Source organism: Cytophaga aurantiaca DSM 3654, assembly GCF_000379725.1.
GTDB classification, from domain to species: domain Bacteria; phylum Bacteroidota; class Bacteroidia; order Cytophagales; family Cytophagaceae; genus Cytophaga; species Cytophaga aurantiaca.
In genome coordinates, this window is sequence record NZ_KB903665.1 from 105,963 (window position 1) to 132,193 (window position 26,231).

27 protein-coding genes are annotated in these 26,231 nt (G+C 37.5%); 19 read left to right on the forward strand and 8 right to left on the reverse strand.

The window, feature by feature from the left end; translation table 11 throughout:
• Positions 1–62 precede the first annotated feature (62 nt).
• Complete coding sequence (locus A3EE_RS0118585; RefSeq protein ID WP_018344952.1) at positions 63–611, forward strand: YqgE/AlgH family protein; 549 nt, start codon at positions 63–65, stop codon at positions 609–611.
• A gap of 32 nt (positions 612–643) precedes the next feature.
• The gene (locus A3EE_RS0118590) at positions 644–2,407 is read left to right on the forward strand and encodes a DUF349 domain-containing protein (protein WP_018344953.1); all 1,764 of its coding nucleotides are present in this window, start codon (positions 644–646) and stop codon (positions 2,405–2,407) included.
• Positions 2,408–2,506: 99 nt separating this feature from the next.
• Here the strand turns inward: A3EE_RS0118590 and A3EE_RS0118595 are convergent, their stop codons facing one another.
• Positions 2,507–3,445 carry a cation diffusion facilitator family transporter gene (locus tag A3EE_RS0118595; protein ID WP_018344954.1) on the reverse strand — a complete coding sequence of 313 codons (939 nt, stop codon included), beginning with the start codon at positions 3,443–3,445 and terminating at the stop codon, positions 2,507–2,509.
• A gap of 280 nt (positions 3,446–3,725) precedes the next feature.
• Here A3EE_RS0118595 and A3EE_RS0118600 point away from each other — a divergent pair, with 280 nt between their 5' ends.
• From A3EE_RS0118600 to A3EE_RS0118625, 6 genes are all read left to right on the forward strand, one after another.
• A complete protein-coding gene (locus tag A3EE_RS0118600; RefSeq protein WP_245553863.1) occupies positions 3,726–4,937 on the forward strand; it encodes an ABC transporter ATP-binding protein in 1,212 nt (403 codons plus the stop codon).
• A gap of 15 nt (positions 4,938–4,952) precedes the next feature.
• Positions 4,953–6,578, forward strand: a complete 1,626-nt coding sequence (locus tag A3EE_RS0118605; protein WP_018344956.1) for a hypothetical protein — start codon at positions 4,953–4,955, stop codon at positions 6,576–6,578.
• 7 nt (positions 6,579–6,585) lie between these two features.
• Positions 6,586–6,888, forward strand: coding sequence for a C1orf53 family protein (locus A3EE_RS0118610; RefSeq protein ID WP_018344957.1), 303 nt, complete (start codon positions 6,586–6,588; stop codon positions 6,886–6,888).
• Position 6,889: 1 nt separating this feature from the next.
• Positions 6,890–7,609 (forward strand): Dph6-related ATP pyrophosphatase, encoded by a 720-nt coding sequence (locus A3EE_RS0118615; RefSeq protein ID WP_245553864.1) that lies wholly within the window; start codon positions 6,890–6,892, stop codon positions 7,607–7,609.
• Between the two features lie 18 nt (positions 7,610–7,627).
• Positions 7,628–8,728: a DNA alkylation repair protein gene (locus A3EE_RS0118620; RefSeq protein ID WP_018344959.1), complete on the forward strand. Its 1,101-nt coding sequence runs from the start codon at positions 7,628–7,630 to the stop codon at positions 8,726–8,728.
• 169 nt (positions 8,729–8,897) lie between these two features.
• Positions 8,898–9,605, forward strand: coding sequence for a DUF4136 domain-containing protein (locus A3EE_RS0118625; RefSeq protein WP_018344960.1), 708 nt, complete (start codon positions 8,898–8,900; stop codon positions 9,603–9,605).
• A 122-nt stretch (positions 9,606–9,727) separates the two neighbouring features.
• On the opposite strand, the gene A3EE_RS0118630 is transcribed toward A3EE_RS0118625, so the two are convergent.
• Both A3EE_RS0118630 and A3EE_RS0118635 read right to left on the reverse strand, forming a co-directional pair.
• Positions 9,728–10,534: a hypothetical protein gene (locus A3EE_RS0118630; RefSeq protein ID WP_018344961.1), complete on the reverse strand. Its 807-nt coding sequence runs from the start codon at positions 10,532–10,534 to the stop codon at positions 9,728–9,730.
• Positions 10,535–10,646: 112 nt separating this feature from the next.
• Positions 10,647–12,287 carry an ABC-F family ATP-binding cassette domain-containing protein gene (locus A3EE_RS0118635; protein ID WP_018344962.1) on the reverse strand — a complete coding sequence of 547 codons (1,641 nt, stop codon included), beginning with the start codon at positions 12,285–12,287 and terminating at the stop codon, positions 10,647–10,649.
• Positions 12,288–12,724: 437 nt separating this feature from the next.
• On the opposite strand from A3EE_RS0118635, the gene A3EE_RS0118640 reads away from it, so the two are divergent.
• The 3 genes from A3EE_RS0118640 (at position 12,725) to A3EE_RS0118650 (ending at position 14,637) form a co-directional block, all read left to right on the forward strand.
• Complete coding sequence (locus tag A3EE_RS0118640; RefSeq protein WP_245553865.1) at positions 12,725–13,159, forward strand: hypothetical protein; 435 nt, start codon at positions 12,725–12,727, stop codon at positions 13,157–13,159.
• Between the two features lie 145 nt (positions 13,160–13,304).
• Entirely contained in the window at positions 13,305–14,165 is an 861-nt protein-coding gene (gene ypfJ / locus A3EE_RS0118645) for a KPN_02809 family neutral zinc metallopeptidase (RefSeq protein ID WP_018344964.1), read from the forward strand.
• Positions 14,166–14,181: 16 nt separating this feature from the next.
• On the forward strand, positions 14,182–14,637 hold the full coding sequence (locus tag A3EE_RS0118650) for a DinB family protein (RefSeq protein WP_018344965.1): 456 nt from the start codon (positions 14,182–14,184) through the stop codon (positions 14,635–14,637).
• 184 nt (positions 14,638–14,821) lie between these two features.
• Here the strand turns inward: A3EE_RS0118650 and menD are convergent, their stop codons facing one another.
• Genes menD through A3EE_RS0118665 form a run of 3 tightly spaced genes read right to left on the reverse strand, consistent with a single transcriptional unit; the run spans position 14,822 to position 18,154 of the window.
• Entirely contained in the window at positions 14,822–16,498 is a 1,677-nt protein-coding gene (gene menD / locus A3EE_RS0118655) for a 2-succinyl-5-enolpyruvyl-6-hydroxy-3-cyclohexene-1-carboxylic-acid synthase (protein ID WP_018344966.1), read from the reverse strand.
• Positions 16,499–16,521: 23 nt separating this feature from the next.
• On the reverse strand, positions 16,522–17,733 hold the full coding sequence (locus A3EE_RS0118660) for a chorismate-binding protein (protein WP_018344967.1): 1,212 nt from the start codon (positions 17,731–17,733) through the stop codon (positions 16,522–16,524).
• Between the two features lies 1 nt (position 17,734).
• Entirely contained in the window at positions 17,735–18,154 is a 420-nt protein-coding gene (locus A3EE_RS0118665; protein WP_018344968.1) for a hotdog fold thioesterase, read from the reverse strand.
• 44 nt (positions 18,155–18,198) lie between these two features.
• On the opposite strand from A3EE_RS0118665, the gene A3EE_RS0118670 reads away from it, so the two are divergent.
• From A3EE_RS0118670 to A3EE_RS0118680, 3 genes are all read left to right on the forward strand, one after another.
• Positions 18,199–18,819, forward strand: a complete 621-nt coding sequence (locus tag A3EE_RS0118670) for a histidine phosphatase family protein (RefSeq protein WP_018344969.1) — start codon at positions 18,199–18,201, stop codon at positions 18,817–18,819.
• Between the two features lie 231 nt (positions 18,820–19,050).
• Positions 19,051–20,703, forward strand: coding sequence for a pyruvate dehydrogenase complex dihydrolipoamide acetyltransferase (locus A3EE_RS0118675; RefSeq protein WP_018344970.1), 1,653 nt, complete (start codon positions 19,051–19,053; stop codon positions 20,701–20,703).
• Between the two features lie 117 nt (positions 20,704–20,820).
• Positions 20,821–21,477, forward strand: a complete 657-nt coding sequence (locus A3EE_RS0118680) for a DNRLRE domain-containing protein (protein ID WP_018344971.1) — start codon at positions 20,821–20,823, stop codon at positions 21,475–21,477.
• Between the two features lie 18 nt (positions 21,478–21,495).
• Here the strand turns inward: A3EE_RS0118680 and A3EE_RS20960 are convergent, their stop codons facing one another.
• Together A3EE_RS20960 and A3EE_RS0118690 are read right to left on the reverse strand one after the other, a co-directional pair.
• Complete coding sequence (locus tag A3EE_RS20960; RefSeq protein ID WP_018344972.1) at positions 21,496–22,716, reverse strand: BamA/TamA family outer membrane protein; 1,221 nt, start codon at positions 22,714–22,716, stop codon at positions 21,496–21,498.
• Positions 22,717–22,876: 160 nt separating this feature from the next.
• Positions 22,877–23,629: a hypothetical protein gene (locus tag A3EE_RS0118690; RefSeq protein WP_018344973.1), complete on the reverse strand. Its 753-nt coding sequence runs from the start codon at positions 23,627–23,629 to the stop codon at positions 22,877–22,879.
• A gap of 249 nt (positions 23,630–23,878) precedes the next feature.
• Between A3EE_RS0118690 and A3EE_RS21915 the strand changes: the two genes are divergently transcribed.
• The 5 genes from A3EE_RS21915 to A3EE_RS0118715 all read left to right on the forward strand — a co-directional run bounded on the left by A3EE_RS21915 (position 23,879) and on the right by A3EE_RS0118715 (position 26,105).
• Positions 23,879–24,025 (forward strand): hypothetical protein, encoded by a 147-nt coding sequence (locus tag A3EE_RS21915; RefSeq protein WP_018344974.1) that lies wholly within the window; start codon positions 23,879–23,881, stop codon positions 24,023–24,025.
• A gap of 171 nt (positions 24,026–24,196) precedes the next feature.
• Entirely contained in the window at positions 24,197–24,511 is a 315-nt protein-coding gene (locus A3EE_RS0118700) for an HPF/RaiA family ribosome-associated protein (RefSeq protein WP_018344975.1), read from the forward strand.
• A 183-nt stretch (positions 24,512–24,694) separates the two neighbouring features.
• Positions 24,695–25,255, forward strand: a complete 561-nt coding sequence (locus tag A3EE_RS0118705; RefSeq protein ID WP_018344976.1) for an NADPH-dependent FMN reductase — start codon at positions 24,695–24,697, stop codon at positions 25,253–25,255.
• 13 nt (positions 25,256–25,268) lie between these two features.
• A complete protein-coding gene (locus tag A3EE_RS0118710) occupies positions 25,269–25,622 on the forward strand; it encodes a VOC family protein (protein WP_018344977.1) in 354 nt (117 codons plus the stop codon).
• Positions 25,623–25,658: 36 nt separating this feature from the next.
• Positions 25,659–26,105, forward strand: a complete 447-nt coding sequence (locus tag A3EE_RS0118715; protein ID WP_018344978.1) for a type II toxin-antitoxin system RatA family toxin — start codon at positions 25,659–25,661, stop codon at positions 26,103–26,105.
• The last annotated feature ends 126 nt before the right edge of the window (positions 26,106–26,231 follow it).

A 26,231-nucleotide genomic window follows, 5' to 3' on the forward strand; every position in this document is an offset into this window, starting at 1 on the left:
CTACTTATTTTTATCATTGCCAATTTTTTCGATATTGAATCAAGAATAAAAAGATAAAAGATTTGTTAACCAAAGGGAAAATATTGATTTCAGAACCTTTCTTAGGAGACGCTACTTTTGAGAGAAGTGTGGTATTGCTTTGTGAGCATAACGACAGCGGAGCTTTCGGATTTATGTTGAACAAGGCTACAACGCTAACGGTGAATGCAGTACTTGAAGAAAAACTCTCTTTTGAACAGGATTTGTATTTAGGCGGACCTGTGGCGCAGGACTCCTTATTCTTTTTATTGAGACAGGACACGGCAACACTGAAAGATGCGGTTCATATTAAAGATGATTTGTATTGGGGAGGTGATTTTGATCATTTAAAATTATTAATAAAAGAAGGTGTCCTTGATATAGAAAACTGTCGTTTTTTTTTAGGATATTCGGGTTGGAGTGAAGATCAATTAGAAGGTGAATTAGAGAAAGCTTCCTGGATCATAACAGATATTAATTCAGAAGATATGTTTGTTAAAAATCCGGAGTCCATGTGGCAAAACCTATTGCGTAATATGGGAGGCAATTATAAAGTGTTATCGAATTATCCAATCGATCCAAGATTAAATTAACTATTACCAAATATCATTTAATACAAAGCGTGATGAGTGTTTCAGAAGAATTGAATAACGAAATTCAAGATTCAGTAGAGTTGGCTAGCCATGAAGAGGTGCACAAGGAAGACTTTAGTCAGTATTCTAAAGAGGAACTATTGAATTTTTTGAAAGAACTTAAACTTGAAAATAATTTTCAGGAAGGAAATTCTATTCTTAAAAATATCCGCCAGCAATTCGATCATCTTCACGAAGCAGAAGAACATACTGCACTTGTTAAATTCATTGAAGATGGAAGTTTAGCAGAAGATTTCAAATACCGTAAAGATGAAATCTCAACCGCATTTGAAGCTGCATACACTTCAGCGAAAGAAAAGATTTCTACGTTCTTTTCAGGCTTAGAAAAACAAAAAATTAAAAACCTGGAAATTAAAAAGCAATTGCTTGAACAGATGCGTGCCATCATTGCATCCGATGAAAGTGCAGATTCGTTTCAGTCATTTAAAAAACTGCAGGAAACATGGAAGTCTACAGGTCAGGTACCGCTTGCAGATGCGAAAGAATTGTGGGCAAATTATCAGGCATTGACGGACATTTTTTACAACAACCGCAGTGTATATTTTGAATTAAAAGAATTAGACCGAAGAAAAAATCTAAGCTTAAAGCAAGAGATTGTAACGAAGGTTGAACAGTTATTAGCACATCCAAATGTTCAGACAGCATTTAATGAACTGCGGAAGCTGCAGGATGAATTCAGACACATTGGTCCTGTTCCTAAAGAAGAACATGAGCCGATCTGGACGAAGCTGAAAGCAGCAAGTGATGCATTGCATGCAAAACGTCAGACTTTTCTTGAAGAGCTTACTAAAATCAAAGAAGCAAATTATGCTCTGAAAGTATCCTTGATTGAAAAGCTTAAAGAACATCAGGATTTTGTTTCTGAAAAAATTGATGAATGGAAAGAGAAAACAACGGTTGTTTTAGCCATTCAGGAAGAATGGAAAAAGATCGGACAAGTACCGGAAGATAAACTAAAAGAATTGTCAAAAGATTTCTGGGCACTTGGTAAAAAATTCTTTTCAAATAAAAATGCCTTCTTCAAAAAGCTGGATGCAAAACGCCAGGAGAATTACGATAAGAAAGCGTTGCTATGCGAGAAAGCAGAAGCATTGAAAGATAGCGATGATTTTGCAGCTACATCTAAAGCGTTGATTCAATTACAAAAGGAGTGGGCTAAAGTCGGACAGGTACCGATCAAATATAAGGACAGTATTTATGTTCGTTTCAAGAATGCATGTGATTCATTCTTTCAACAGCAGCGTGATCTTAAAGTACAGGCTGAAACAGCTTTACTTGATAATTTAAAAGCCAAAGAAGCATACTTAGTTGAACTTGAGGCGAAGCTGAAGGCGAGCATTGCAGAAACAGAAGAGAGTTTATTGAGCCACGTACAAAAGTGGGAAGAGTTTGGCTATGTACCGATGGATCATAAAAAAACTATCCAGGAAAAATTCCGCTCAGCTTTATTAGCAATCATTGAAAAGATGCCGCTTGATGCTGAAGCAAAAGAAAAACTTCAATTAAAAATTGAAGTAAAACAAGGCGGAACAAAGCAAGTGGAAACGCTTGTAAAAGATTTACAGAAAAAGGCCGGAGCGATAAAAGCTGAAATAGAACAATATAATAACAACATGGCTTTCTTTGCGAATTCACCAAAAGCATCTGCATTAAAAGAACAGATCACAGCGAAAATCACGGAAGCAGAAGTAGAGTTGAAAAAACTAAATGATAAGCTGCGTATATTGAAGGGGTAATATCTTTTCAGATAGATAAATAAAAAGGTCGTTGCGACCCGATCCCGATAGCCATCGGGATCGGGTCGCAACGACCTTTTTATTTTCTGTCAGCCTTTGTTAAACAGGTTTGTGGATGGAGTCTGAGAAATACGTAATGTTTTTGATTTCAATATAAATGCGCTTAACTTCCGGAAATTTAAAGCGTATGTCTTTTTCAATGTGATCTATTGTATTTGCAACTTCATTCATTTGTAACTTGTCATCAAACTGAATATCTAGTGCCAATAAAATATCCTTAGGTCCGAAGTGCATTGTTAATGGACTTCTAACATTTATAACAGCAGGGTTTTCTTTCACAACTAAAACAATTTTATCAATCATTGCCTGATCTGCACTTTCACCAATCAATAAACTTTTGGTTTCATAAGCAAGCATTAAGGATAAACTGCATAATATTAAACCAATAATTATAGAAGCTGCGCCATCAATATATGGATTGTTAAGTGTATGGCCCAAGTAAACGCCCAAGAAGGCAACAACCAAGCCCAAGATATCTGCAGCATCTTCAAACAGGATACTGAATGTGCCGGGATCTTTACTTTCTTTAATGGCTCTTAAAAAAGATTTTCCTGGATTGTCTTCAACGAATTTTTTAACCGCTACAAATAACGATCCACCGCTTAATACAAATGCAAGTGTAATCACAATATAATTCCAAAAAGGATCTTCCATCTCCTCCGGATTCTGAATGTGCAGAATACCTTCGTAAATAGACATACCACCACCGACTGCAAACAGGGAGATGGCTACAACAAGACTCCAAAAGTACAGCTCGCGGCCGTAACCAAAGGGATGGCTGGGTGTGGCTTGTTTTTTACTTCTATAATCGCCGAATAAAAGTAATCCGGTGTTACCTGTATCCACTAAGGAGTGAATCCCTTCGGATAACATGGCTGAACTTCCTGTAATACCTGCTGCAATAAATTTGATAACAGCAATTAACAAATTGGCGGTAAATGCCCCAACGATCGCAATGTTCGATTCTCCCTTTGACATAATTGATTGTAAATGAATATCCGAAAATAAAGATAAAAATGTATACTTAACATTTCGGTGGATATTTTATTTTGATAAGCATATGCAAATGACTTGAACCATTTCGTTTTATATTCATAATAAATGGTACAAATTCACATTCATGAATTTCGCTTGGCTTCATTCATAAGAACGTGTATAACTCCTTTATTTTATTATAGTTGAATTCTTTAAGAAGCTGGTTATTTTGATTATGTTCGTTTAAGTTATCTCCCTATTTTATCCAATATATTTTATGAGTATGATGAATGCAGCGCTTCGGTTATCTCAGATCGAACGTTCGATTATAAACAAAGAATGTCATCGGACTACATGCAGTCTGATGGACTTTATTCGTGATTACACCCTTGTGCCTGCTGATCTGGAAGAGGCAGTGCAATTACGGAAAAAATACAACTCCCTTCGCCAGCTGGGAGAGTCTGATATAACAGAACAGGACGCCATTGCTGTGTTGCAGCAGGCTACAGTGATTTTTAACCGCATCAGAGCATATTCGTATCAGGAACCGGAAGAGTATTTATTGAAGGCCTATCCTCAATTCCCTGTATTAAAAGCCGTAGATGTTATTAAAAGATATTCTCAGAAAGGCAATTTCAAATTAGGACCTGTAAGTACGGTTCTGAAAGCCGGCGAGATCACAGGTATTGTAGGAGAGAACGGTAACGGGAAAACAACCTTACTGCGTATACTTGCCCGTCTATTAAGTTATGATACGGGTGTATTGGAATATCATTTTGATGGAGAGGAAATTTCTGAAGATTACCTGATTAAACATCATATCGCGTATATCCCGCAGCGCCTTGAAGGCTGGCAGGGAACTTTACGCGAGAACTTACAGTATGCAGCTACCATACATAATATTGTTGGAGAAGAAAATGAAAAGATTGTTGAGTTTGTAATTCATCGCATGGGCTTATCAAACTTTGCTGATCTGGGCTGGAAAGAATTGTCGAGTGGGTATAAGCTTCGGTTTGAACTGGCAAAGATGCTGGTATGGTCTCCGAAAGTATTGGTGCTGGATGAACCGCTTGCCAATCTTGACATCAACGCGCAGGAATGGATCCTGCAGGATTTTAAATCGATGGCCAACTCCATTAAAAATCCGGTGAGTGTTATTTTAAGTTCTCAGCAGCTGCATGAAGTAGAACATGTTGCTGATAACATTATTTTCCTTCGTAACGGCCGTTGTGACTACAGCGGTGCTATGAATGAATTCATGCAGGAGCGGGAAGGAAATGTTTTTGAACTCTCAGGAAATTTCAGCAGCAAGGAGTTACAGCCGTTGTTTTCATCCGATGCCGTTCAGTTTTCTGAAAGCGGTATTACGATTATTCTTCGTACAGATAGATCTATACAAGCATCGGATGTATTATCGAAACTTATTTCGAACGGGTATTCGATCAAATATTTCAGAGATATCAGTACTTCTACAAAACAACTTTTTCAATTATAATATTCGTAAGGCATCATGAGAAAATTTATTCATAAAATTACGCCATCATTTATTTTATCTTATAATGAACGGTTATTAAAAAATGCTCCTCTGGGGTGGCAGCTGCAATTGCCAACGATCACCTGGATGTGGCTGCTCGTTACGTTACTTACAGTACCCATTCCGTTTTTTATAAATCTGGATAACCGGGGAGATGATGATATCGTTGCTGTGATATTGATCTCTGTATTAACTGCAGTACTCGAAGGATTTCTCTTTGTATACATATTGATTCAGTTCAACAATACAAAGTCATTTGGAAGAAGAGTCTTTATCAATGGATTTAAAGAGCACCTTGCATATGTGTATGTATTTATGTTGTGTATGCTGCACATTATTTTTTATCCGTTGATTGTTGATATTCGAAAAGGGAATCTGATGACAGATGAAGAGATACGTACAGAAGCTATCACATACAATCAAGCGGTGTATTATTTTATGGGAGATTCGAAGGCGTATAGATATTTTCCATCGGATTCAACGTTCTTGAAGTATGAATATTTAGAAGGATATCCTCAGTATAGAGGTGACTATAGCCAGGATGATGATAATTCGAATACAAAAGAAACCTATTACATCGAATATGTAAAACCTAAGATGCGTTCCTATTTTCCGGGAGAATCAGATGAGCTTGAATCTAAGTATACACGTGATGTAGCGGGTGTTCCAAAGTTGTATATGATTGAAGATAATTACATCCCTGAATCTTACTATGATTATTCAGATCATGATTATAAACCATTAGACACATTATACTTTGAAAAATATCAGGTAAAATATAAAACGGATGCAGAACGGTTAAAAGATATTCAGAATTTTATAACGCTGTATAATAAATATAGCGATGGTTATGTCGATGTTCGTTTTGAGAAACCGGATATAATTTTGTTGAATTATAAATTGAATCGCTTCATTCCTGCTTTCTACGAAACGGATGATATATCTGCAAACTATCCGGTTACCTCTGTACACGGCGAAACATATGCATCAACCAATCCTCGACAACTGGATCAATATCGCATAGGTGAAGTACATAGTACGATTACGTCAGCAAAACACCAGAAATGGAACGACTTGCTCTTACGCTTGATCGTTACGTTTCATGTTGCTTTATGTTTGTCGGTATTGTTGTTCATCTTCAAAAATATTCGTTTGAGAGAATTCATACTTATGTTTGTGTATACTGCTTTGTTGGCACTTGCTGTAATCATTTTAACGATTGTAATATGGGATGATGAAGGGTTTGGTATACATGTTATTATGATCGTGTTTTTCACTGGTATTTATTTTAGTTTCTTCAACCGGAATTTGCAACACTATTCTTCTTTGAAAACAGTCTTCATCTTACTCTCGAATGCTACGTTTGCTTTCGCTCCGTTATTTCTGTATTTGTATTTTCATGAATACCTTGACATAGGACAGTTGCCGGATGAATATCAATATTGTACAAATAACCCTAAGATCTGCGAAGACTATTATGCAATGGAAAATCTCATACTCAATTGTGCATGGTGGGGTGGTATAGCATTCTATGTATTACTAGGTACGAGCTTGTATAAAAAAACATACGAGCGTTTGTTGGCGTTGCCATTAGCTAAATAATAATATCATGCAACTGAAATCCTGCTCTGTGTGTTCAGCAGATATGACCTGCGGGAGTACGGATGAGCAGTGCTGGTGTATGGCTTACGAACCAATATCTGGTGTTGAAGATGGTAAGGATTGTTTGTGTGAAGCATGTTTAAAAGAAGCTTTGGCAAAAGAAGAAGCAGTCTTAAATAAATTCCTTGTGCAGGAAGATGATTATTATATTGAAAATGGTTTCTATGTATTTACACGCAGTTATCATTTAAAGCGCGGTAGTTGCTGCAAGAACGGTTGCAGACATTGTCCGTATGGATACAAAAAATAATATGAGTACATTACCTAAAGCACTCTTTTGCTGGAGTGGTGGGAAAGATTCTTCCTATTGCCTGCATAAAGTGTTATCGGAAAAACAATTTGATGTTGTGTATCTGATGACAACTGTAAACGATGCCTTCAAAAGAATCTCCATGCATGGCGTGCGTGAGGAGCTGCTTGACAAACAGATTGAATCTATTGGTATTCCTGCGATCAAAGTACGTATCAAAGATGGAACACATGCTGAGTATGAAGAACTGATGCGGGATACATTGCTGCGGGTAAAAGCCGAAGGAGTAACTCATGTTATCTTTGGAGATATTTTTTTAGAAGATCTACGGTCTTATAGAGAAGAGAATTTGAAGAAGGTTGATCTGCTCGGCGTTTTTCCTTTATGGAAAATGGATACAAAGGCATTGATCCAGGATTTTATAGCAAAACAATTTAAAACGATTACCTGTTGCATCAATGATGGATATTTAGAAGAGTCTTGGGTGGGCAAGGAGATCGATACAGATTTTGTAAATGAGTTGCCTGCCTTTGTAGATCCTTGCGGTGAAAACGGCGAGTATCATACGTTTTGTTATGACGGTCCGGTTTTTAAAACTCCCATTACATTCACAGTAGGTGAAAAGATCTATAAGCCTCTGGAATATCAATTTGATGATGATGTATGTAAGTCGCCAATAAAGACCAAGGGATTTTGGTATTGTGATTTGATCTCGGTTTAAGTATAGAAAATTATTTTCATGGAGCCCCTAAAAAATGTTTATTCACCTGCATTTATTGATTCATTAACAAAGTCTTTAAAACATGTTTATCCTGAACTTAATCAAAAAGCATTTGTAAAGGCTGTATTTGATTCGGATTGGGATGCACGAGAATTAAAGCAACGTATGAAACATCTGGCGAACGTGCTGCAGCAATTCTTGCATCAGGATTACGCTAAGGATATACAAACGATCATTAATTGGGTGCACCATTTAAGAGGTGGTTCAGATAACCATCAGAGTTTTCATTATTTATTTTTAGCAGAGTATGTAGAAATATTCGGACAAGAGCATGTAACGCTTTCGTTGAAAGCCATTGAAGAGATCACGCAATACACAAGCTGTGAATTTGCTGTGCGTCCTTTTCTGATCAAACATCCTGAGAAAGTAATGAAGCAGATGTTGAAATGGTCTACGCATAAAAATCCGAGTGTTCGCCGTTTCTCAAGCGAAGGCTGCAGACCACGTTTGCCCTGGGGAATGGCAATTCCTGTATTCAAAAAAAATCCTACACTGATCTTGGCGATTCTGGAAAATCTTAAAAACGATGAGTCGTTGTATGTGCGTAAAAGCGTTGCAAACAATTTGAATGATATTGCAAAAGATAATCCCGATGTGGTAATTTCTTTAATTAAAAAGTGGAAAGGAAAATCGGAATATACTGATTGGATCATTAAGCATGGCGCCAGAACACTATTAAAGAAAGCACATGCGGAAGTACTTGGTTTGTTTGATCTGAATACTTCTGTTCGTTGTTCTGTATTAAATCTTAATCTGAATAAAAAACAGATAGCCCTGGGTGAAGAGATTTCTTTTTCATTTGAACTGGAAACAGATGCTAAAAAGGAGAGTAAATTGCGTATTGAGTTTGCGGTTTACTACGCAAAAGCTGCTGGAAAAAATAGTCGTAAACTGTTTAAGATCACAGAAAAAATATATCCAAAAGCCAGCAAGCATATGATCAGTAAACGTATTTCTTTTAAAGATCTTACAACACGTAAGCATTACAGCGGTAAGCATAAGATTGCCATTGTGATTAACGGAAATGAACTAGCTGAAAAGGAGTTTGTGGTAAGATAATCGATATCGAAGGTAAACTGTTTCCGCAACTTACCTAATCACACATGTTGCCGAGGTTGTACCTTTTCGGCCAGCCACCCAGACTCTGTGATAAGGAAAAGTTGATCTAAATCATTGCAAGCTATATCTTTACAAATGTGTATATTGCGAAATATTTAATAGAATAGAAATGAAAAAAATACTTTTATCCATACTTGTAGTTGCTGCCATTTTACTGACTTCTTATGTTACAAAGCTGAAAATATTTTCAAGCTACGATAAGAAAACAGACTTTTCTAAGTATAAAACGTTTGCATGGATCGCACCTTATGATACGGTTATCGACATGCACAGAAAGGACAAACCTTATGGGAATTACATCATCAAAGTTTGTGATGCAGAATTGATAAAGAAAGGGATGAAGTTGGATACAATCAATCCGGATGTGGTTTTTATGTTTGATACCCGTTTGAACGAAACAGTTGAATATAAGCAATCAGCTACAACAAGTGTAGGTATTTCGGTGTATGCACCTGCATATTACGGACAGAATTATTACGGTGGACCAGCTTTCGATCCGAATGGTTATAACATGGGACAAAAGACACCTGTAAGTCCTAATGGAACAACTGGCTACCCGGCTAATTCAACAGGATACTATGGCGGATATTATTATGGCGCTGGCGTTTCTGTACCGGTTGCCGGCGGTAAAGTTACAGAGCATCGTGTAGAAGAAGGTGCATTGATCGTAAACATGTATGATACGAAGACACGAAGATATATCTGGGGAGCAGGCGCAAACGACAAAGACATGACCATTTCAACAGACATCCCTACAGAGATCAATGCAGCTGTAATCGAAATATTTAAACGATTACCGATCAATCCTAAAAAGTAATTCAATCTGACAAAGACTGTTTCTTACAAATCTGGGCATAAAAAAGTGAAGGCTTATGCCGATCCCCATAGCTATTGGGGATCGGCATAAGCCTTCACTTTTTTATGTGTAAACCGTTGTTCTTATAAGTTCACCTGAACATTGTATACGTTGTTGTTCAGCTCAAAACTAACAGTAAAGAATTTTGGAGAAATTGAAATTAAACGGAAGGACGTTGCTTTGGGAAAACCTTTTAGTTCTCCGTTTATATACACGAAACCTTCGCTTTCTGTAATTTCACTGATAATAAACTTACCATTAAAGTACAGCTGATAAACGTCTGGTTTTCCTTTGGGTAAATACCATTGTTCAGTCGCGTTGAACTCTGTTTTGTCACCGATCTTTTTATCGAATTCATCTAGTGTTGGAACGCTGCTGCAATAAGCAATGCCGTGTAAATCTGTCATGGAGCTGTCTGTAATACCTGCAGCGCTCAGCGCACCTTGCTCTGGTATGTATACAATATTAGCACCAAGCATTGACGCATGGATCTTTAGTTGTTTATATGCTTTTTCAAGATACTTTGATTGTCCGCTTTCCTCAAAATCAAAGGAGATGTTGAGATCTGTAATTTTTGTGCTTTTAATTGTATCTCCGGGAGTAAATGTAATTACTACATCATTAAAATTCGAAACACCATCAACATGTACTATTCGTATATCTTCCTTTACGGAAAAGACTTTTCCGTTTTTATAAATAATTTTATCTACGTCTTTTTTCGCAACGGCATATTGCGTTTCAGAAGTAACTAATTTATAGTTTATAGAATCTGTTTTGATTTTAAGAACTTTACAGGATATTTTTTGATTTTTAAAAAAGATCGTATCTGTCTGACAGAAGCCCGTTAGATACGTGAAAAACAAGAGGGAGAATATTATGATTTTATTCATATATGAATGTAACCAATGATATACTGTAAAACGAGGAAAAGTTATCAATCGTATGTGTTAACTGAATTAAAAACAAAATCCCAATCACGGTTTTACATGATTGGGATCGGTATTATTTTGCTTTGCGTTCGATCTCTTTCAGGTTATCCATTTTCTTATTTCGTAAGAAGCCATTGATATCTTCGAAGTGTTCTTTGATACGTTTGTTGCCGAATTCAAAGACTTTTGTTGCCAGACCATTCAGGAAATCTCTGTCGTGAGATACAAGGATGATCGTACCATCAAATGCTACTAAGGCTTCTTTTAAAATGTCTTTGGTTTTAATATCCAGGTGGTTTGTAGGCTCATCGAGGATCAATAGATTAACAGGTTCCAGCAATAATTTAATCATTGCCAAACGCGTCTTTTCTCCACCCGAAAGCACTTTCACTTTTTTAGCAGAAGCTTCTCCTCCAAACATAAATGCTCCTAAGATGTCGCGGATTTTAGTACGCATGTCTCCGATAGCAATGTTATCAACTGTTTGGAATACGGTTAAATCTTCGTCCAATAAGGCAGCCTGATTTTGAGCAAAATAACCGATCATACTATTATGACCAAGTTCCAACTCTCCATCATAGTCGATCTGGCTCATGATAGCTTTGATCAGCGTTGATTTACCTTCACCGTTTTTACCAACAAATGCAACTTTTTCACCACGTTCAATGGTAAGTGATGCATCTTTAAAAACCACATGATTTCCATAGGTTTTAGTAAGCTCTCTCGCGATTACCGGATAATTTCCGGAGCGTGGAGCAGGAGGGAACTTCAAACTTAAGGAGGATGTATCTACTTCGTCAACTTCAATCGGCTCAAGCTTTTCAAGCATTTTCACACGCGACTGAACCTGCAACGTTTTGGAATATGTGCCTTTAAAACGATCAACAAATTCCATTGTGTCGGCAATAAATCGTTGTTGTTCGTCGTATGCTTTTTGCTGATGCTGACGGCGTTCTTTACGTAATTCTAAATAATGCGAATAATTTACTTTGTAATCGTAGATGCGACCCATTGTAACCTCAATCGTACGGTTTGTGATGTTATCTACAAATGCTTTATCGTGAGAAATCAGCATTACAGCTTTTGCATTGTTAACCAAAAAATCTTCCAGCCACTGAATGGATTCAATATCCAGGTGGTTGGTAGGCTCATCCAACAAGATCAAGTCGGGCTTTTGCAATAGAATTTTAGCAAGCTCAATGCGCATCCGCCATCCACCGCTGAATTCAGAGCATGGGCGAGTGAAATCTTCGCGTAAAAAGCCTAAGCCTAGTAATGTTTTTTCAACTTCTGAATCAAAATTAACTTCTTCAATAGAATAATATTGCTCGCTCACTTCGGATACACGCTCAATAATTTTCATATACGCATCGGTTTCATAGTCGGTGCGCGTTTCTAACTGATGATTGAGTTCATCAATTTCTTTTTTCAAAGCTAATACTGTTGCAAATGCTTTTGATGTTTCTTCAAATACATTGCTGTCGTCTTTAACCAATAAATGCTGAGGTAAGTAAGCAATTACAGCACCATTAGGCGCAGTTACTTTACCGCGTGTTGGTTTATCTACACCTGCTATAATTTTGAGCATGGTAGATTTACCTGCTCCGTTTTTACCCATCAAGGCAATTCTGTCATTGTCGTTGATGTTGAAGGTAACATCGCTAAATAGCGTATTGCCACTAAAAGCAACTGCTAAACCATCTATTGAGATCATGAAAATTAATTTAAGGCTGTAAAGATAGCTAAAATAGGGCTAAATCGGATGGGAATGACTGAGATTAAAGGAACTGATTGCATTTTGTTTCACACAGGTGAAAATCTATTTTCAAAACAGATTCAAGTCATATGCATTTAGAAAGACAAGGTTTGAAAAATGCTTAATACGTAACTTCTTGTTTTTCGTTTTAATTCAAAAAAATATATATTACTGGTTTTTATAATTAATTTACTTATATTTAATTAATTAACATTTTAGCCCACAAGCCACTGTGGAAAACTTCATGTTATAAATAAAATAGCTTCAATCTATTCAAACAGATTTTCTATTAACTTTATAAAATAAATTCTAAATAAAATTTAATTAATTATATGAAAAACAATATTCTTAAACTGTCGATAGTTTTTGTTCTTGGTTTAATAAGCATGTTTGTTATGCTAAGTTTCACAACGAACGAAAAAGTTGCTGCTCCAATATCGTATAATGTATTAGGAAAAGATACTGCTCATGCATTTGTTAAACTAAAAAAGATTACAAAATATTATACGAAAGAAGAATTGACTGCAATGCCAAAGTTGGAGCTAATTAACATCTACAAAGCCAGACTTGCATATTTGATTGAAATTTTACCGTTCTTATCGTTACATCCGGAGCCGGGTGCAACATTCAACGATATGTCAATTCCTGAAACAGAAGTTAATATTGCACATTTAGAAAAAGAAGCAAAAAACAAATCGGATTTTGTTAATTCTTTGAATGAAACATTGGATGATGTTATTCCTTATTCAGAAAAAACAAATATTGTTTGGTCAATTCTTTATTTTGATGAAATGATCAAAAATTCAAACTATACAGAAAAGAAAAAATAATCTGATTTCTATCATTTATTGTAGAAGGGCTGTTACGGTAACGTAGCAGCCCTTTTGTTTTAACTTGTTTTATAAATCAATGATTTAAGCTATCTTTAGTAAGGTGTGTTTTTACAAAAAAATGAATTAAAAAATACAGAAAATTATGAAATGGCTAAACAGACGTGGCAGTGATAACGTAGAAGATCGTAGAAGCGGAGGTGCAGGAGGCAAAATAGCATTGGGAGGCGGTGCTATAGGTATTGTTTTTTTGTTGGTACAATTATTTTTAGGAGGTGATGGTACTGAAGTATTAAATCAGCTGGAGCAACAGGTACATGTTTCGCAAGAGTCAGCATCTGATGAGCCACTGAGTGCTGAAGATCAGGAAATGGGTAAAATGGTGGGCGTAATGCTTGCAGACAATGAAGATGTCTGGAATAAATTATTTGCTGAAGCAGGAAAAACCTATGTTGAACCCAAGCTGGTACTTTTTAGAAATGCTACTACATCGGGCTGTGGAGAAGCAAGTTCTGCGATCGGTCCGTTTTATTGTCCGGCCGATCAAAAAGTATACATAGATCTATCTTTCTTTGATGAACTGAAAAATAAATATGGTGCTGAAGGCGGTGATTTTGCTATTGCCTATGTGATTGCACATGAAGTGGGGCATCATGTACAGAATTTATTAGGAACATCTGAAAGAGTTTATAATGAACGACAAAATTTAAGTGAGAAAGAATCGAATAAATTATCTGTTGCGTTGGAATTGCAGGCTGATTTTTATGCAGGTGTTTGGGCACACCACAATCAGGAGATGAAGAATGTACTGGAGCCGGGGGATATAGACGAAGCAATTAGCGCAGCAGGTGCCGTGGGGGACGATCACTTGCAGAAAATGGCTCGTGGATATGTACAACCGGATGGTTTTACACATGGTACTTCAGAGCAGCGTATCTATTGGTTTAAGCGAGGCTTTGAAACGGGAGACATGAGTAAGGGGGATACTTTTGCAGAACTTTTATAAATAAATTTTTACAGCTATGAGAACACAAATTGAAATTATCCGAAAGGCACGCTCATTTGTATTGGGTATGGTAAACGATATGTCAGATGATCAATTGAATAAAATTCCACCGGGATATAAAAATAACATCATCTGGAATATGGGACATCTGATCGCCAGTCAACAGGATGTATGTTACATACGCAGCAATGTGTCGATCGTAGTGGATGAAGGCTATATAAAGTTATTCAAATCAGATACTAAACCTCAGGGTATTATTTCTTCAGATGCAATTGACACGATTAAAAAATTGTTGCTGCCGACAATTGACCGTTTGGAGAGTGATTACAAGCAGCACATGCTCACATCGTTCAAACCTTTTAAAACCAGATATGGAGTAAGCTTACAAACCATTGATGATGCTATTAATTACCTCGTCTTTCATGAAGGTATACATGTTGGATACATCATGGCGTTAAAAAAAATAGTATGAACAAGAAGTAAATTCCAAATTACAGCGTTCTACGGATGTTTAATAATTGAGAGTCTTCGACTCGATTATAAAACATCCGTATATTAAAAACGAGTCAAAGACTCTATTTTATTCTATAATCCATAGAGCGCTTCGCTAATTCTACGGATAGAGTGGGACAAGATTTGGAATTTACTTTTTGAGTTTATATATAATGTTGTTGGATTGTTTTCTTAAAGCGTTTAAACACTTCTGTGTTTTTTCTTGAATCGGTTTCTATTTCTAAAATTTTTCCAAACATAGATGGCTGGAAGAAGTCTTCCAGCGCTTTGTTCAGATCATTGAAATTTTTGCATAAGGTGTATTCCAATCCCTGCTCCGTAGCCAGATGCTTCGCACTTAATGGTTGTTTCGTTTCAAAAAACTCATCCAATTCCGGTAAGGCAGAAGGACCGTCGATCATCCGGAAGATACCACCTCCGTGGTTATTCAATAAAACAACACGCAGGTTGGATGGTTTATAGTTATTCCAAAAAGCATTGCGATCGTAGAAGAAGGCCATATCGCCAGTAATTATGGTTACAAGCTGTGTGGTTTTCAATGCATAGCCATATGCAGTACTGATCACTCCATCAATACCGCTTGTGCCTCTGTTTGCAAATACTTCCGCTGAACGCTGCGTAATACCAATAGTGTTGGCATAACGTACCGACATACTGTTAGCTAAATGAAGCTTGCCAAAAGAGGGAAGATGGTGCAGCACATCTGCAAGGGCTGTAAATTCATTGAATATTTTTTCCTTCGTATTGAAATCACGGATTGCCGGAACGATGTGTGTCTGTTGTTGTATCCAGCGTTGAAGGAATTGATCCTGGGTTGCAGAAGCAATGCTTGTCTGAGAAAGAAACTCATTTAATTGCACCGGAATAATTTCCGTGAGCTGCTGAAATACATCCGGTGTTGTTACATCCGGACCTACATACCAATGATCAATTGAATCATTGGTACGGATATACTGTTTCAACCATTTTGATAATAAAGCACCACCAAAAGATATTACCAGATCCGGCTTTAATTCTTCCAGATCGCTTAAGGGAATTGAAGTGAGCATGGTATCGTGTGTATGGATTACATTACGCACGCCATGCAGGTTGGAAACAACCTCGCCGATAAAAGGTGCTTTGATGTTGCCGATCTTTAAGCGCAGTGATTCATCATACGGATGTTGACCACCAACAAATAAGATCTTTTTATAGGAATCTAATTTATGCTGAATGTTTTTCCATTGATCGGTGCTTAATGTATGAACAGGCTGTTCGCGTTTAATAACCGTTGGAGATTCAGAGAACGTGATATCCGTTTTAGGATAAAAAGGTTCTCTGAATGGAATGTTAATATGCACTGGCCCTTTCGGGTATGCTTCAGAGATTGAAATTGCTTCGTTTACTTTGCGGTAGGTTTCCCATTGTGTTGCGGGCAGTTCGTGCTCTGCAGAGAGTTGAAAAAATGCTTTACTGTGTTTGCCGTATATTTCCTGTTGACGAATCGTTTGTCCGTCGTTCTGATCGATCCATTCAGGTGGTCTGTCTGCCGTTAATATGATTAACGGTACACGCTGATAATACGCTTCTACAACAGCAGGAGCGTAGTTGTATAAGGCAGAGCCCGATGTGCAGATCAATACCGTAGGTTTTTGAGTCTGTAGTGACATACCTAAGGCAATGAATGCAGCAGAACGTTCGTCGGGTACAACTTTGATCTGAAGTTTTTTGTGGCGCGCAAATGCAATGCTTAAAGGTGCACAACGTGAACCCGGCGACAGTACTACATCTGTTACACCATGCTGAAAAAGTATTTCGGGTATATCGTAGATTGCTTGCACAGTGTTTCTCTAAAAAGTTGAATTTATAAATTACTAAACGCTTTACCGATTACATCCATTTTCAGATTCGTTTCATCAAATTCTTTTTGCGCTACAGAGTAGGCTGTAATTCCAGCTCCTGCATATAACGTAATACTGTTTGAATGAATCTGTGCACAGCGCAATGTTACATAAAGAGCCGTTTCTCTATCCATGTTCACCGGTCCGGAGTAACCGCTGAATAAATTGCGATCGAAATGTTCGTATTGTTCAATGAATTCGGTTGCAGGTTTTTTAGGCATTCCGCATACCGCTGAAGTCGGGTGCAGCAGCTGCAGCATGGTTGTTCCAAGTTCCTGCATGTTTACTTCGGTTGTATTCGCTGTGTAAACAGTTTTTAAATGCAGCAGATTACCGGACTGAATGGTACGCGGACCTTCTTCAATGTATTCGCGTAAACGTATTGTTTTAAAACAATTAATGATGTATCTGCCAACCAATGCCTGTTCTTCAATTTCTTTATGCGTCCAGGATACATCACGGATCGGAATATCGGGATTGTATTTTTGTGTACCTGCAAGCGCAACGGTTTTGAAAGTACCATCGCTATCTGTTGCCAATAATAATTCAGGTGTAGCACTGATCCACAAACCTGTTTCAGGATGAAAGAAAATTGCTACATACGCCAACGGATACTGTTTGCGCAGATTCAATACAACGGTTTCCAGATCAGCAAGCGATATCGGTTGTTCTTTCGAACGTGCCAATACAACTTTCTGCAATTCGGTTTCTATAATAACTTTCTTTGCAGCTTCAACGCCGGCAATATAATCATGATCCGTAGAAGTATTTTGAATTGTTTTCTCAGGAAGCAGATCTGCTAAAGACAAACCCTTTGTCTGGCTGCTTGTCTGAAACACATCCTCCAGAATCATTGAATATTCGGGCTGTGCTTCACTGTTTACGGTTTCTCCAACCTGGATATGTATTTTTTTCTGTATAAAATATTTTGCAGCATTTGATTTGAATGGAGCAATCAAAAAACCCGAAGGCAATTTATACAGGTAAGGCGTTTTATTTTCGGCAAGCTCTAAAGGTTCCGGGTCTAGTATGATGTCCCAGCTTTTTGATTCCGGACAAGACCAGCAGGCAATTGCATACGAGCGTTGCATGGCAGTATATAAGCTGCCTTTGATCAAATCTTTTTTACAAAGATTCTCCGATATGTCTGTCTGTACAACTGTTGAAGAATTCATACTACTTTTTATCCAACACCATTACAGTTAATCTGCTGCTACAAACCAGTTGTTGTTGATCGTTTGTTATATCAATGTTCCAGATATGTGTCTTTCCGCCTTTGTGTATCAAGACTGCTTTGCCTGTAACAATGCCGTCTTTTGCAGCACGAACATGATTGCATGAAAGATTCAATCCCACACAAGCCTGCGTTTTCACATCTACACATAAATACGAACCGATGCTGCCAAGTGTTTCGGCCAATACTCCGGATGCGCCGCCATGCAGCAATCCCATCGGTTGTTTGGTACGGTTATCAACCGGCATGGTACCACAGATATAATCGGTACCCACTTCAGTAAATACAATTCCAAGGTGTTCACCTATGGTGTTCACACTCATTTTATTTAATTCTTCAAGTGTTATGTTTGTATTTATCATTATACTTGTAAGCAAGATTGAAGGCTAACAAAAGTAGAATAATTTTGAGTACCAAAAAAATATACCTTGTCCGTCATGGACAAACTGAATTCAATAAAAAGGGAATCGTACAAGGCAGTGCCGTAAACTCATCTTTGAATGATACCGGTCGTGCTCAGGCAGATGCATTTTATCAAGCCTACAAACACATTCCGTTTGATGTTGTGTACACCTCTGCTTTAAACAGAAGTATTGAATCTGTACAGGCGTTTATTGATGAATCCATTCCGCATTACATTCGTCCGGGTTTAAATGAGATCAGCTGGGGAGATATGGATGGTAAACTTGCTACAGCAACCGAACACAATGAATATAAAGATCTTCTGCAACGTTGGCAGCAGGGAGATATAGAATTCAAAATGTGGGGCGGAGAAAGTCCGGTGGATGTACAGAGACGACAAGAACCTGTGATACAAGAGATTTTGAATTCTGAGTATGAAACCATATTGATGTGCATGCACGGCAGGGCAATCCGTATCTTATTAAGCCATATTACGAATACCAGTCTTGCGAAGATGGATCAATTTGAACACAGTAATCTGTGTTTGTATGTACTGGAAGGTATAGGGGAAAGAATTGAAATTGTTTGCAGTAACGACCAGCGGCATTTGCTTGGCTTGGCTTAAATTTCCTTGGGAAACCTAAAAAATCAAGTTGTTGTTAAAGAAAGAAAATTAGAATCGGATTAGGATCTAAAAGCAATCGGTTAACAAACAGTCCTTTAAATGAGGACGAAGAATTTAAAAAAGAAAACTACGAAAAAGTACGTAGATAAATTCTATACTTAGTAGTGGGAATTTATTGTAAAAACCGTATTTTTGAATTCTAAGCATACGTTTAATCTCTATAGAAAGATAATGGCAGAATTGATTAAAATGCCTAAAATGAGCGATACCATGACAGAAGGTGTGATCGCGGCATGGCACAAAAAAGTAGGAGATAAGGTGAAATCCGGCGACCTGTTAGCAGAAGTTGAAACGGATAAGGCGACCATGGAAATGGAATCTTATGAAGATGGAACGCTCCTATATATCGCAGCTGAAGCAAAAAGTGCAGTACCTATCGATGGTGTAATTGCAGTTATTGGTAAAGACGGTGAGAATATTGATGCCCTGTTAAGTCAGATCAAAAATGGTGGTGCTCCGGCAGCTGCTCCAAAGGCAGAAGCTAAAGCAGAAGCGCCGGCAGCAGTAGCTGAACAGGCAGCATCTTCTGCACCGGCGGTAGATCTTTCTTCTATCAAAGCGGAAGCTATTTTAATGCCTAAAATGAGCGATACAATGGTTGAAGGAACGATTGTAGCATGGCATAAAAAAGTAGGCGATGCAGTTAAATCTGGTGAGTTGCTTGCAGAAGTAGCTACAGATAAAGCTACCATGGAAATGGAATCGTATGAAGACGGTACGCTTCTTCACATTGCGGTAAACGAAGGTGACGCAGTTAAAATCGATGGACTTATTGCCATTATTGGTGCAAAAGGAACAGATGTAACTCCGATCATCAACGCATATAAAAACGGTAAACCTTCTGCAGCTCCGGCAGCAGCAAGCGCACCGGCTAAAACAGAATCAGCTTCTGCACCTGCAGCAGCAAGTGCTCCGGCATCTAACGGTTCTGCATCTTCAGATGAAAGATCTAAAATTTCTCCCTTAGCTCGTAAAATTGCTTCGGATAAAGGAATCGATATCAGACAGGTTAAAGGTACAGGTGATCACGGGCGTGTTGTAAAACGCGACGTTGAGAACTTCAAAGCAGCTCCTGCAGAAGCAGCACCGGCCAAAGGTGCAAGTGCTCCGGCAGCAGCTTCTTTACCAAATGTTGTTGGTCAGGAAAGCTTTGATGAAGTACCGGTTTCGCAAATGCGTAAAGTAATTGTGAAGCGTTTATCTGAAAGCTTATTTACTGCTCCGCACTTCTACTTAACCATGGAAATCAACATGGATAAGGCAATTGAAGCACGTGGCAGCATCAACGAAGTAGCTACTGCGAAAGTATCGTTCAACGATATGGTTATTCGTGCATCAGCAGCTGCACTTCGCAAACACCCTATGGTAAATGCTTCATGGCAGGGAGATAAAATCCGCGTGAATCACCACATCCACATCGGTGTTGCTATTGCAATTGAAGACGGTTTAGTAGTTCCGGTAGTTCGTTTTGCAGATTCTAAATCACTATCTCATATTTCTCAGGAAGTAAAAGAACTTGGAGCGAAAGCAAAGAGCAAAAAAATTCAACCGGCAGATATGTCTGGTAATACCTTCACGATTTCAAATTTAGGTATGTTTGGTATTGATGAATTTACATCAATCATCAACTCCCCGGATGCATGTATCTTATCTGTAGGTGGGATCAAACAAACACCGATCGTTAAAAACGGACAGATTGTAGTTGGTAACATCATGAAAGTAACACTTGCTTGCGATCACCGTGTAGTAGATGGTGCAGTAGGTTCAGCGTTCTTACAGACATTGAAAAGCTACCTTGAAGATCCGGTTCGTATATTAGCGTAATAGTGGTCAGTTGTCAGTGATCAGTAGAGAAGAGTTCTTCTTATATTCTTATACAAAATAAAATGCCACCTGAGTAAGGTGGCATTTTATTTTAAATGTCCTTTTCAAAATCATTTTATGAAAAAAATAACATTAGCATTCTTCGTTGTTATCACTTTATGTATTTCCTGTTCTAAGCCTAAAGGAGCTTCAGCTTCTTCCGGAAATACAGTCATGCTATATTCCTATGAATCTTCAAGAGGTGATGCAGTATTCAGCAGGATTGTTCCCAATAACAATGGCGGGTTGGCTGAAGACATTCATTTGTACGCATGGACTCAGAATGATATTCTGAATATTAATCGGGTTACATTGGATTTTAACACCTCTAATATTTCACAGAATGTGAAAATCAAATCTGCTTATTTGAATCTGTATTTTAATCCGACATCAAAATACGATAAAGTTTTACCAGGAGATGGTAACTCAGGTAATGTTGGTTTTATGATTGAACAAATAACATCTGAATGGAATGAAACAACCGTTACATGGAAAACACAGCCTGAAGCTACAGCTGTCGATAGAGTGTTAGTAGAGAAGAAAACGGATGCGAAAGCAAATTATTTAAAGCTGGATGTGACAAAGCTTGTTCAGAACATGATCAATAAACCAACCGATGAACGTTTCGGCTTCTTGTTAAAGCTTGCAAAAGAAGAACCGTACAATGTATATTTCTTTGCTTCGGGTAATCATCCGGAAGTGAGTATTCGACCTTCTTTGCAGATAACGTATTGAACTCATCCGTTTGGTTCGTTAAAATATTTCACCGACATCCAGGTAGAATCCGTTTGAATGCTTTAGGCCAATAGCAAAATCAATCAACAGATTGGTATTGGAATCTTTATTTAATTTTACACGAAGGCCAGCGCCTACAGCCGGATACACATATTTGTACTTACCGTTTCCCGGTTCTGAATAGGTGGCGGCATTCACAAATAATACACCTCCCAATAAACCATTTTTTGTGATCCGGTAACGGTATTCTGCTTCTGCATACAGCATATTGATGCTCCTGAATCTGCCTTGCACATAACCACGCGCGGTATTGGTATACGTGTCCCAGCCATTGCTTGGGAGAAGGAGATACGGAGCAGTTCCCTTGGGTGCTCCCCAGTAAAACAGCCAGAAGCCTAAAATGTTTTTTCCTTTTGACGGCAATTGAATGTACTTTCTGAAATCCGCATAAACAGAGGCCCATGGCTTACTGTTTCCCATAAAGTTAGGATAGAAGCGGTACACAATATTTACATAACTCCCTTTCTCCGGATTGATGGTGTTTTTACGATTGTCCCATATACATTGCACATTCAATCCATCGGAAAATGACTCAGTACCTGTACCAACTCCATACGTTTCAAAATCGCTCGGTGCACTACCGTTCCATTCTTCTTTTATGTTATAAAAATAATCTACATTAACACCGCCTCCAAAATAAAGCTTGGAGTAAAGATTCCGTAATGCAGATTGATAGAAGCGTACATACGAGAAATCAATCATATTGGCATCTGACTTTTCAGTTCCACCTCCTAAGCCATAAGTGTATTGCGGATATTTCATAAACCTCCAGTCGCCAATGAGGTTCCATGAATTATCTTTTAGCCAGATGTTCGAACGAACAGGAAGTATGAACTGTTTGTTTGCCGTATACGTAGCACTTGTAGCAACAACAGATGCATAGGTAGTTTTAGGATCTCCAGTAAAAAAAACAACATTCGCTGCTAATACAGCAGCAAGACTTGTAGCAGGAGTGTAGCCAACAGCAGGCAATACGGTAATATATACTTTCTTGTCTTTTTTTATTTTAACGGACTGTTTTTCGGGATGTTTTTTGAATATAATTTCTATCAGATCTGTTTGACGTATGGAGTCTTTTTTAGAAGTGATGCTATCTTGCGCAACGGATGCATGTATACAATAGATGCATGCAAAAAGGTTAATGAAAATTTTTATCAGACCCGATAGCGTAGAAGTCATTGCGTGGCTGGCACATGGAATAGTATGTAGAACAAGTTAAAAAGATTTTGTGTTGAAGACTAAACTTTGTGTGAAATAAATCGGAGTAGATAAAATCTACTCTAACACCATTCCCATAATATAACAGCGATTGGTGTTAGAGTGGTTTAAATGATGAAATTCAGTACGCTACCTGTTGAGAGAGCATATTTATTGGCTGTTCGCTAAATGCAACTCTGTGCAATGTTTTAAAATATTTGTACTTCATTTTTTCTATATATTTTTTAAACCCAACTGCTCCGGCTTTGAATAGTTTTTTATGTGCGTACCATACAACCAGGGAAGTAGCAAAGAAAAAAATAGGGTAGACCATGCGGCTTATCAATCGGGTGATTGAAGATTTTGATTGGAATATAATTGTCATTCTTTCCGTTTGAAAATCGATGTGATAGGCTTCATCAATTAATATATCTGTGCAGATCTGCTGTAAGAGTTTGCAGCCTGTTGCATTCTTAAGACATTGATAAAATACCTGAGCAGCACTTTCCACGGTAATTACAGCCAATGTCCAGATCTCCATGTTGGTATTGAAATAGCGGATCTTTCTAAATAAACTATCTCCCCAATCTTTTTTGATCCGTGGCTTACCAATTGCATCGAGATAGCTTCCTAAATTATTACCGTGTTTTTGTTCTTCCTTAATAAACAGTTTTACCGCATCTATGTAATCCGGATCATTGATATTGTTTGCATAGATCGTTGATGCATGAATGAGATGTGTTCCATCAGACGTTTCACCTAATTGCCATGCCTGTAGAGAATTCAATATTGAATCTGTTTCACATTCTGTGATCATGGGAGGACGATTCCATTCTACCCGTTGCTCTAATGCATTTGCTTCGAAATGCTCGATCCATTTTTTACTTGTTTTCATATTCGTAGTTTTTATTAGTTTTAATTATAAAGTACTTTGTATTTCAAAGTAAATGGAATGTTTTGATTAAACAAACAAAATCTCAGGTTATATTATTAAAGTGAGGAAGAGGGTAAACCTGAGAGATCTGAATAAATGCATTTACATGATTTTGATAAATAATTGTATGATTCACATATTCAGTATTTTATACTTGCAATTTCGTTTATCAAATTCCATATTGAGGCATCAACCAACCAATGAATTACTATGGCTATAACTAAAAACACTACAACTCCTTCAAAAAAATCTGCTGGCAAAGGATCTTTAACAGAAGCTAAAACGAATGAGGATTTTAATAAAAAAGCGCCTCAAAAAGATGATCCGCAACTAAAAATAAAGACCGTAAAAAAATAAACTTATTCGGTCGGAATGCGCTGAAATCCAATAAATACGTATTTTACCTGAGGTCTAAGTCGGGGTAAATTGTTCGTTTGTGTGCGTTAATTCTGTTAATAATTCCTGAACTTTACAACCGTTTTATAGTATGCCTCGTACTATATAGTACTAACCGTAATAATTAAGACCATGACTATTCAATTCAATACCGACAAAAATATTGCAGGGAATGATCGTACTGCAACGTATATGAATTCAATGATTTTAGATTCTTTGGATCGATTCAGTGATCACATTACTCGTATAGAAGTATATCTTTCAGATGAGAACAGCAATAAAACAGGTGGTAACGATAAGCGTTGTCTGCTTGAAGCACGTCTTGAAGGTTTAAAACCAATTGCAGTTACTAATTTTTCAGATACAGTTGAAAAAGCGGTGAGTGGTGCAATTGATAAACTTGTAGGTACATTAGATAAAACGTTAGAACGCCAACGCGCTTACTAATCCTTGTTTGTATAAAAATCATCAATCGTCCGGGACTTACATTCCGGACGATTTTTTTTCATAAAATCGTTGCTGTTTAAAATTCTAACAAGATTATTTTTTCATCCTGTTGTTTATGTTCCTAAAATAATTGAACTTAAAATAAGATCAGGTATTTATTTTTAAATATATAATCAAAATTTTATGAGCAACATTATTATCCTTTCATCAAGCGTACGCGTTGGCAGAGCCAGTAACAGAGTAGCAATGTATTTTAAAAAATACATTGAAGAAAATAAATTAGCCACCGCAGCAATCATCGATCTGAATGAATATCAGTTTCCAGTTTTTAACGAACGTTTAAAATTTCAAACAAACCCAACTGCACAGACATTGGAGTTTGCAGAGAAGATCAAATCTGCCGATGGTATATTGATTGTTACTCCTGAATACAATGGAGGCTATCCTGCAGCTTTAAAAAATGTAGTTGATCTCTTATACGATGAGTGGCACCGCAAACCTACTGCAATTGCTACCGTTTCCAATGGGGGATTTGGAGGCACACAGGTCATTACTTCGCTGCAATTTTCTTTATGGAAAATGAAAGCCTGGACTGTACCTGCGATGTTTCCTGTGCCCAAAGTTCAGGATGCTTTTGATGAACAAGGCAATGCAACGGATAAAGCCGGAACAGATAAAAGAGCAGATGCGTTTGTAAAAGAATTACTGTGGTGTATTGAAGCAAAAAGTAAAATGAATAAATAATAAATGCATACTCATGAAAGCATTAGAAATTATTTCTGTTCCTGTAACAGATCCCCAAAAGTCAAAAGAATTTTATTTGAAAATGGGATTGGAGCTTGTTGTTGAAGCGTCGTTTAGTGAGACGCAGAAATGGATACAGCTTCGCTTTCCGGAAGGTAGTACATGCATCACCCTTGTAAACTGGTTTCCTCAGATGCCTGCGGGTTGCTTAACAGGAATGACCATTGCTACAGATGATATTGATGCAGATATTGAACGATTAAATAAGAACGGTATTGAAACGGCGCCGATTGATTCGACACCCTGGGGAAAATTTGCAGGGATCAAAGATCCGGATGGTAATGTGTGGAATTTGCATCAAAGTTAATTGTCTAACTAAGTAGTTCATCTTAATAAAAATCGCATGAACCAGATAAAATTCTCTGAATCAATTTACATACATGCTTCACAGGAACGTGTGTTTGACTATACGCAGGATTATAAAAATCGTCTGCTGTGGGATACGTTTCTAAAAAAGGCAGATCTGATCGATGGTGCTACAGAAGCAGGTTTAACAGTGAAAGCGTATTGCGTAGCGCATAACGGAATTGGGATGGAGACAGAGTATGTTTCATTCAATCGTCCGAAAGTGACAGCTGTTAAAATGACAAAGGGCCCATTTATGTTTAAGGATTTTTTAGGTTCCTGGAATTTTAAACGGATCGGCCCTGAAGAAACGGAAGTTATTTTTTTGTATTCTTTTACGTTACGTTTTCCTTTCAATATGCTTACACCATTTATCAAACGTAACCTGCAGAACAATGTAAAGCAACGCCTGATTGATCTCAAAAACAACATAGAAAAAAAATGATTAAAGGATTACATTATTGTGAAGAATAGATACGATGATTTTTATCATAAATACATCATTCCAATCAATAAATAAGCCGAGGTATTTTGCATAAAATAAATTTTAGTGCACTTTTATATCTAAATA

Bases quoted from the DNA above. Each gene is read 5' to 3' on its own strand.
- A3EE_RS0118590 (WP_018344953.1), top strand. From the start codon at position 644: ATGAGTGTTTCAGAAGAATTGAATAACGAAATTCAAGATTCAGTAGAG.
- A3EE_RS0118595 (WP_018344954.1), bottom strand. From the start codon at position 3,445: ATGTCAAAGGGAGAATCGAACATTGCGATCGTTGGGGCATTTACCGCC.
- A3EE_RS0118600 (WP_245553863.1), top strand. From the start codon at position 3,726: ATGATGAATGCAGCGCTTCGGTTATCTCAGATCGAACGTTCGATTATA.
- A3EE_RS0118605 (WP_018344956.1), top strand. From the start codon at position 4,953: ATGAGAAAATTTATTCATAAAATTACGCCATCATTTATTTTATCTTAT.
- A3EE_RS0118610 (WP_018344957.1), top strand. From the start codon at position 6,586: ATGCAACTGAAATCCTGCTCTGTGTGTTCAGCAGATATGACCTGCGGG.
- A3EE_RS0118615 (WP_245553864.1), top strand. From the start codon at position 6,890: ATGAGTACATTACCTAAAGCACTCTTTTGCTGGAGTGGTGGGAAAGAT.
- A3EE_RS0118620 (WP_018344959.1), top strand. From the start codon at position 7,628: ATGGAGCCCCTAAAAAATGTTTATTCACCTGCATTTATTGATTCATTA.
- A3EE_RS0118625 (WP_018344960.1), top strand. From the start codon at position 8,898: ATGAAAAAAATACTTTTATCCATACTTGTAGTTGCTGCCATTTTACTG.
- A3EE_RS0118630 (WP_018344961.1), bottom strand. From the start codon at position 10,534: ATGAATAAAATCATAATATTCTCCCTCTTGTTTTTCACGTATCTAACG.
- A3EE_RS0118635 (WP_018344962.1), bottom strand. From the start codon at position 12,287: ATGATCTCAATAGATGGTTTAGCAGTTGCTTTTAGTGGCAATACGCTA.
- A3EE_RS0118640 (WP_245553865.1), top strand. From the start codon at position 12,725: ATGCTAAGTTTCACAACGAACGAAAAAGTTGCTGCTCCAATATCGTAT.
- ypfJ (WP_018344964.1), top strand. From the start codon at position 13,305: ATGAAATGGCTAAACAGACGTGGCAGTGATAACGTAGAAGATCGTAGA.
- A3EE_RS0118650 (WP_018344965.1), top strand. From the start codon at position 14,182: ATGAGAACACAAATTGAAATTATCCGAAAGGCACGCTCATTTGTATTG.
- A3EE_RS0118660 (WP_018344967.1), bottom strand. From the start codon at position 17,733: ATGAATTCTTCAACAGTTGTACAGACAGACATATCGGAGAATCTTTGT.
- A3EE_RS0118665 (WP_018344968.1), bottom strand. From the start codon at position 18,154: ATGATAAATACAAACATAACACTTGAAGAATTAAATAAAATGAGTGTG.
- A3EE_RS0118675 (WP_018344970.1), top strand. From the start codon at position 19,051: ATGGCAGAATTGATTAAAATGCCTAAAATGAGCGATACCATGACAGAA.
- A3EE_RS0118680 (WP_018344971.1), top strand. From the start codon at position 20,821: ATGAAAAAAATAACATTAGCATTCTTCGTTGTTATCACTTTATGTATT.
- A3EE_RS20960 (WP_018344972.1), bottom strand. From the start codon at position 22,716: ATGACTTCTACGCTATCGGGTCTGATAAAAATTTTCATTAACCTTTTT.
- A3EE_RS0118690 (WP_018344973.1), bottom strand. From the start codon at position 23,629: ATGAAAACAAGTAAAAAATGGATCGAGCATTTCGAAGCAAATGCATTA.
- A3EE_RS21915 (WP_018344974.1), top strand. From the start codon at position 23,879: ATGGCTATAACTAAAAACACTACAACTCCTTCAAAAAAATCTGCTGGC.
- A3EE_RS0118700 (WP_018344975.1), top strand. From the start codon at position 24,197: ATGACTATTCAATTCAATACCGACAAAAATATTGCAGGGAATGATCGT.
- A3EE_RS0118705 (WP_018344976.1), top strand. From the start codon at position 24,695: ATGAGCAACATTATTATCCTTTCATCAAGCGTACGCGTTGGCAGAGCC.
- A3EE_RS0118710 (WP_018344977.1), top strand. From the start codon at position 25,269: ATGAAAGCATTAGAAATTATTTCTGTTCCTGTAACAGATCCCCAAAAG.
- A3EE_RS0118715 (WP_018344978.1), top strand. From the start codon at position 25,659: ATGAACCAGATAAAATTCTCTGAATCAATTTACATACATGCTTCACAG.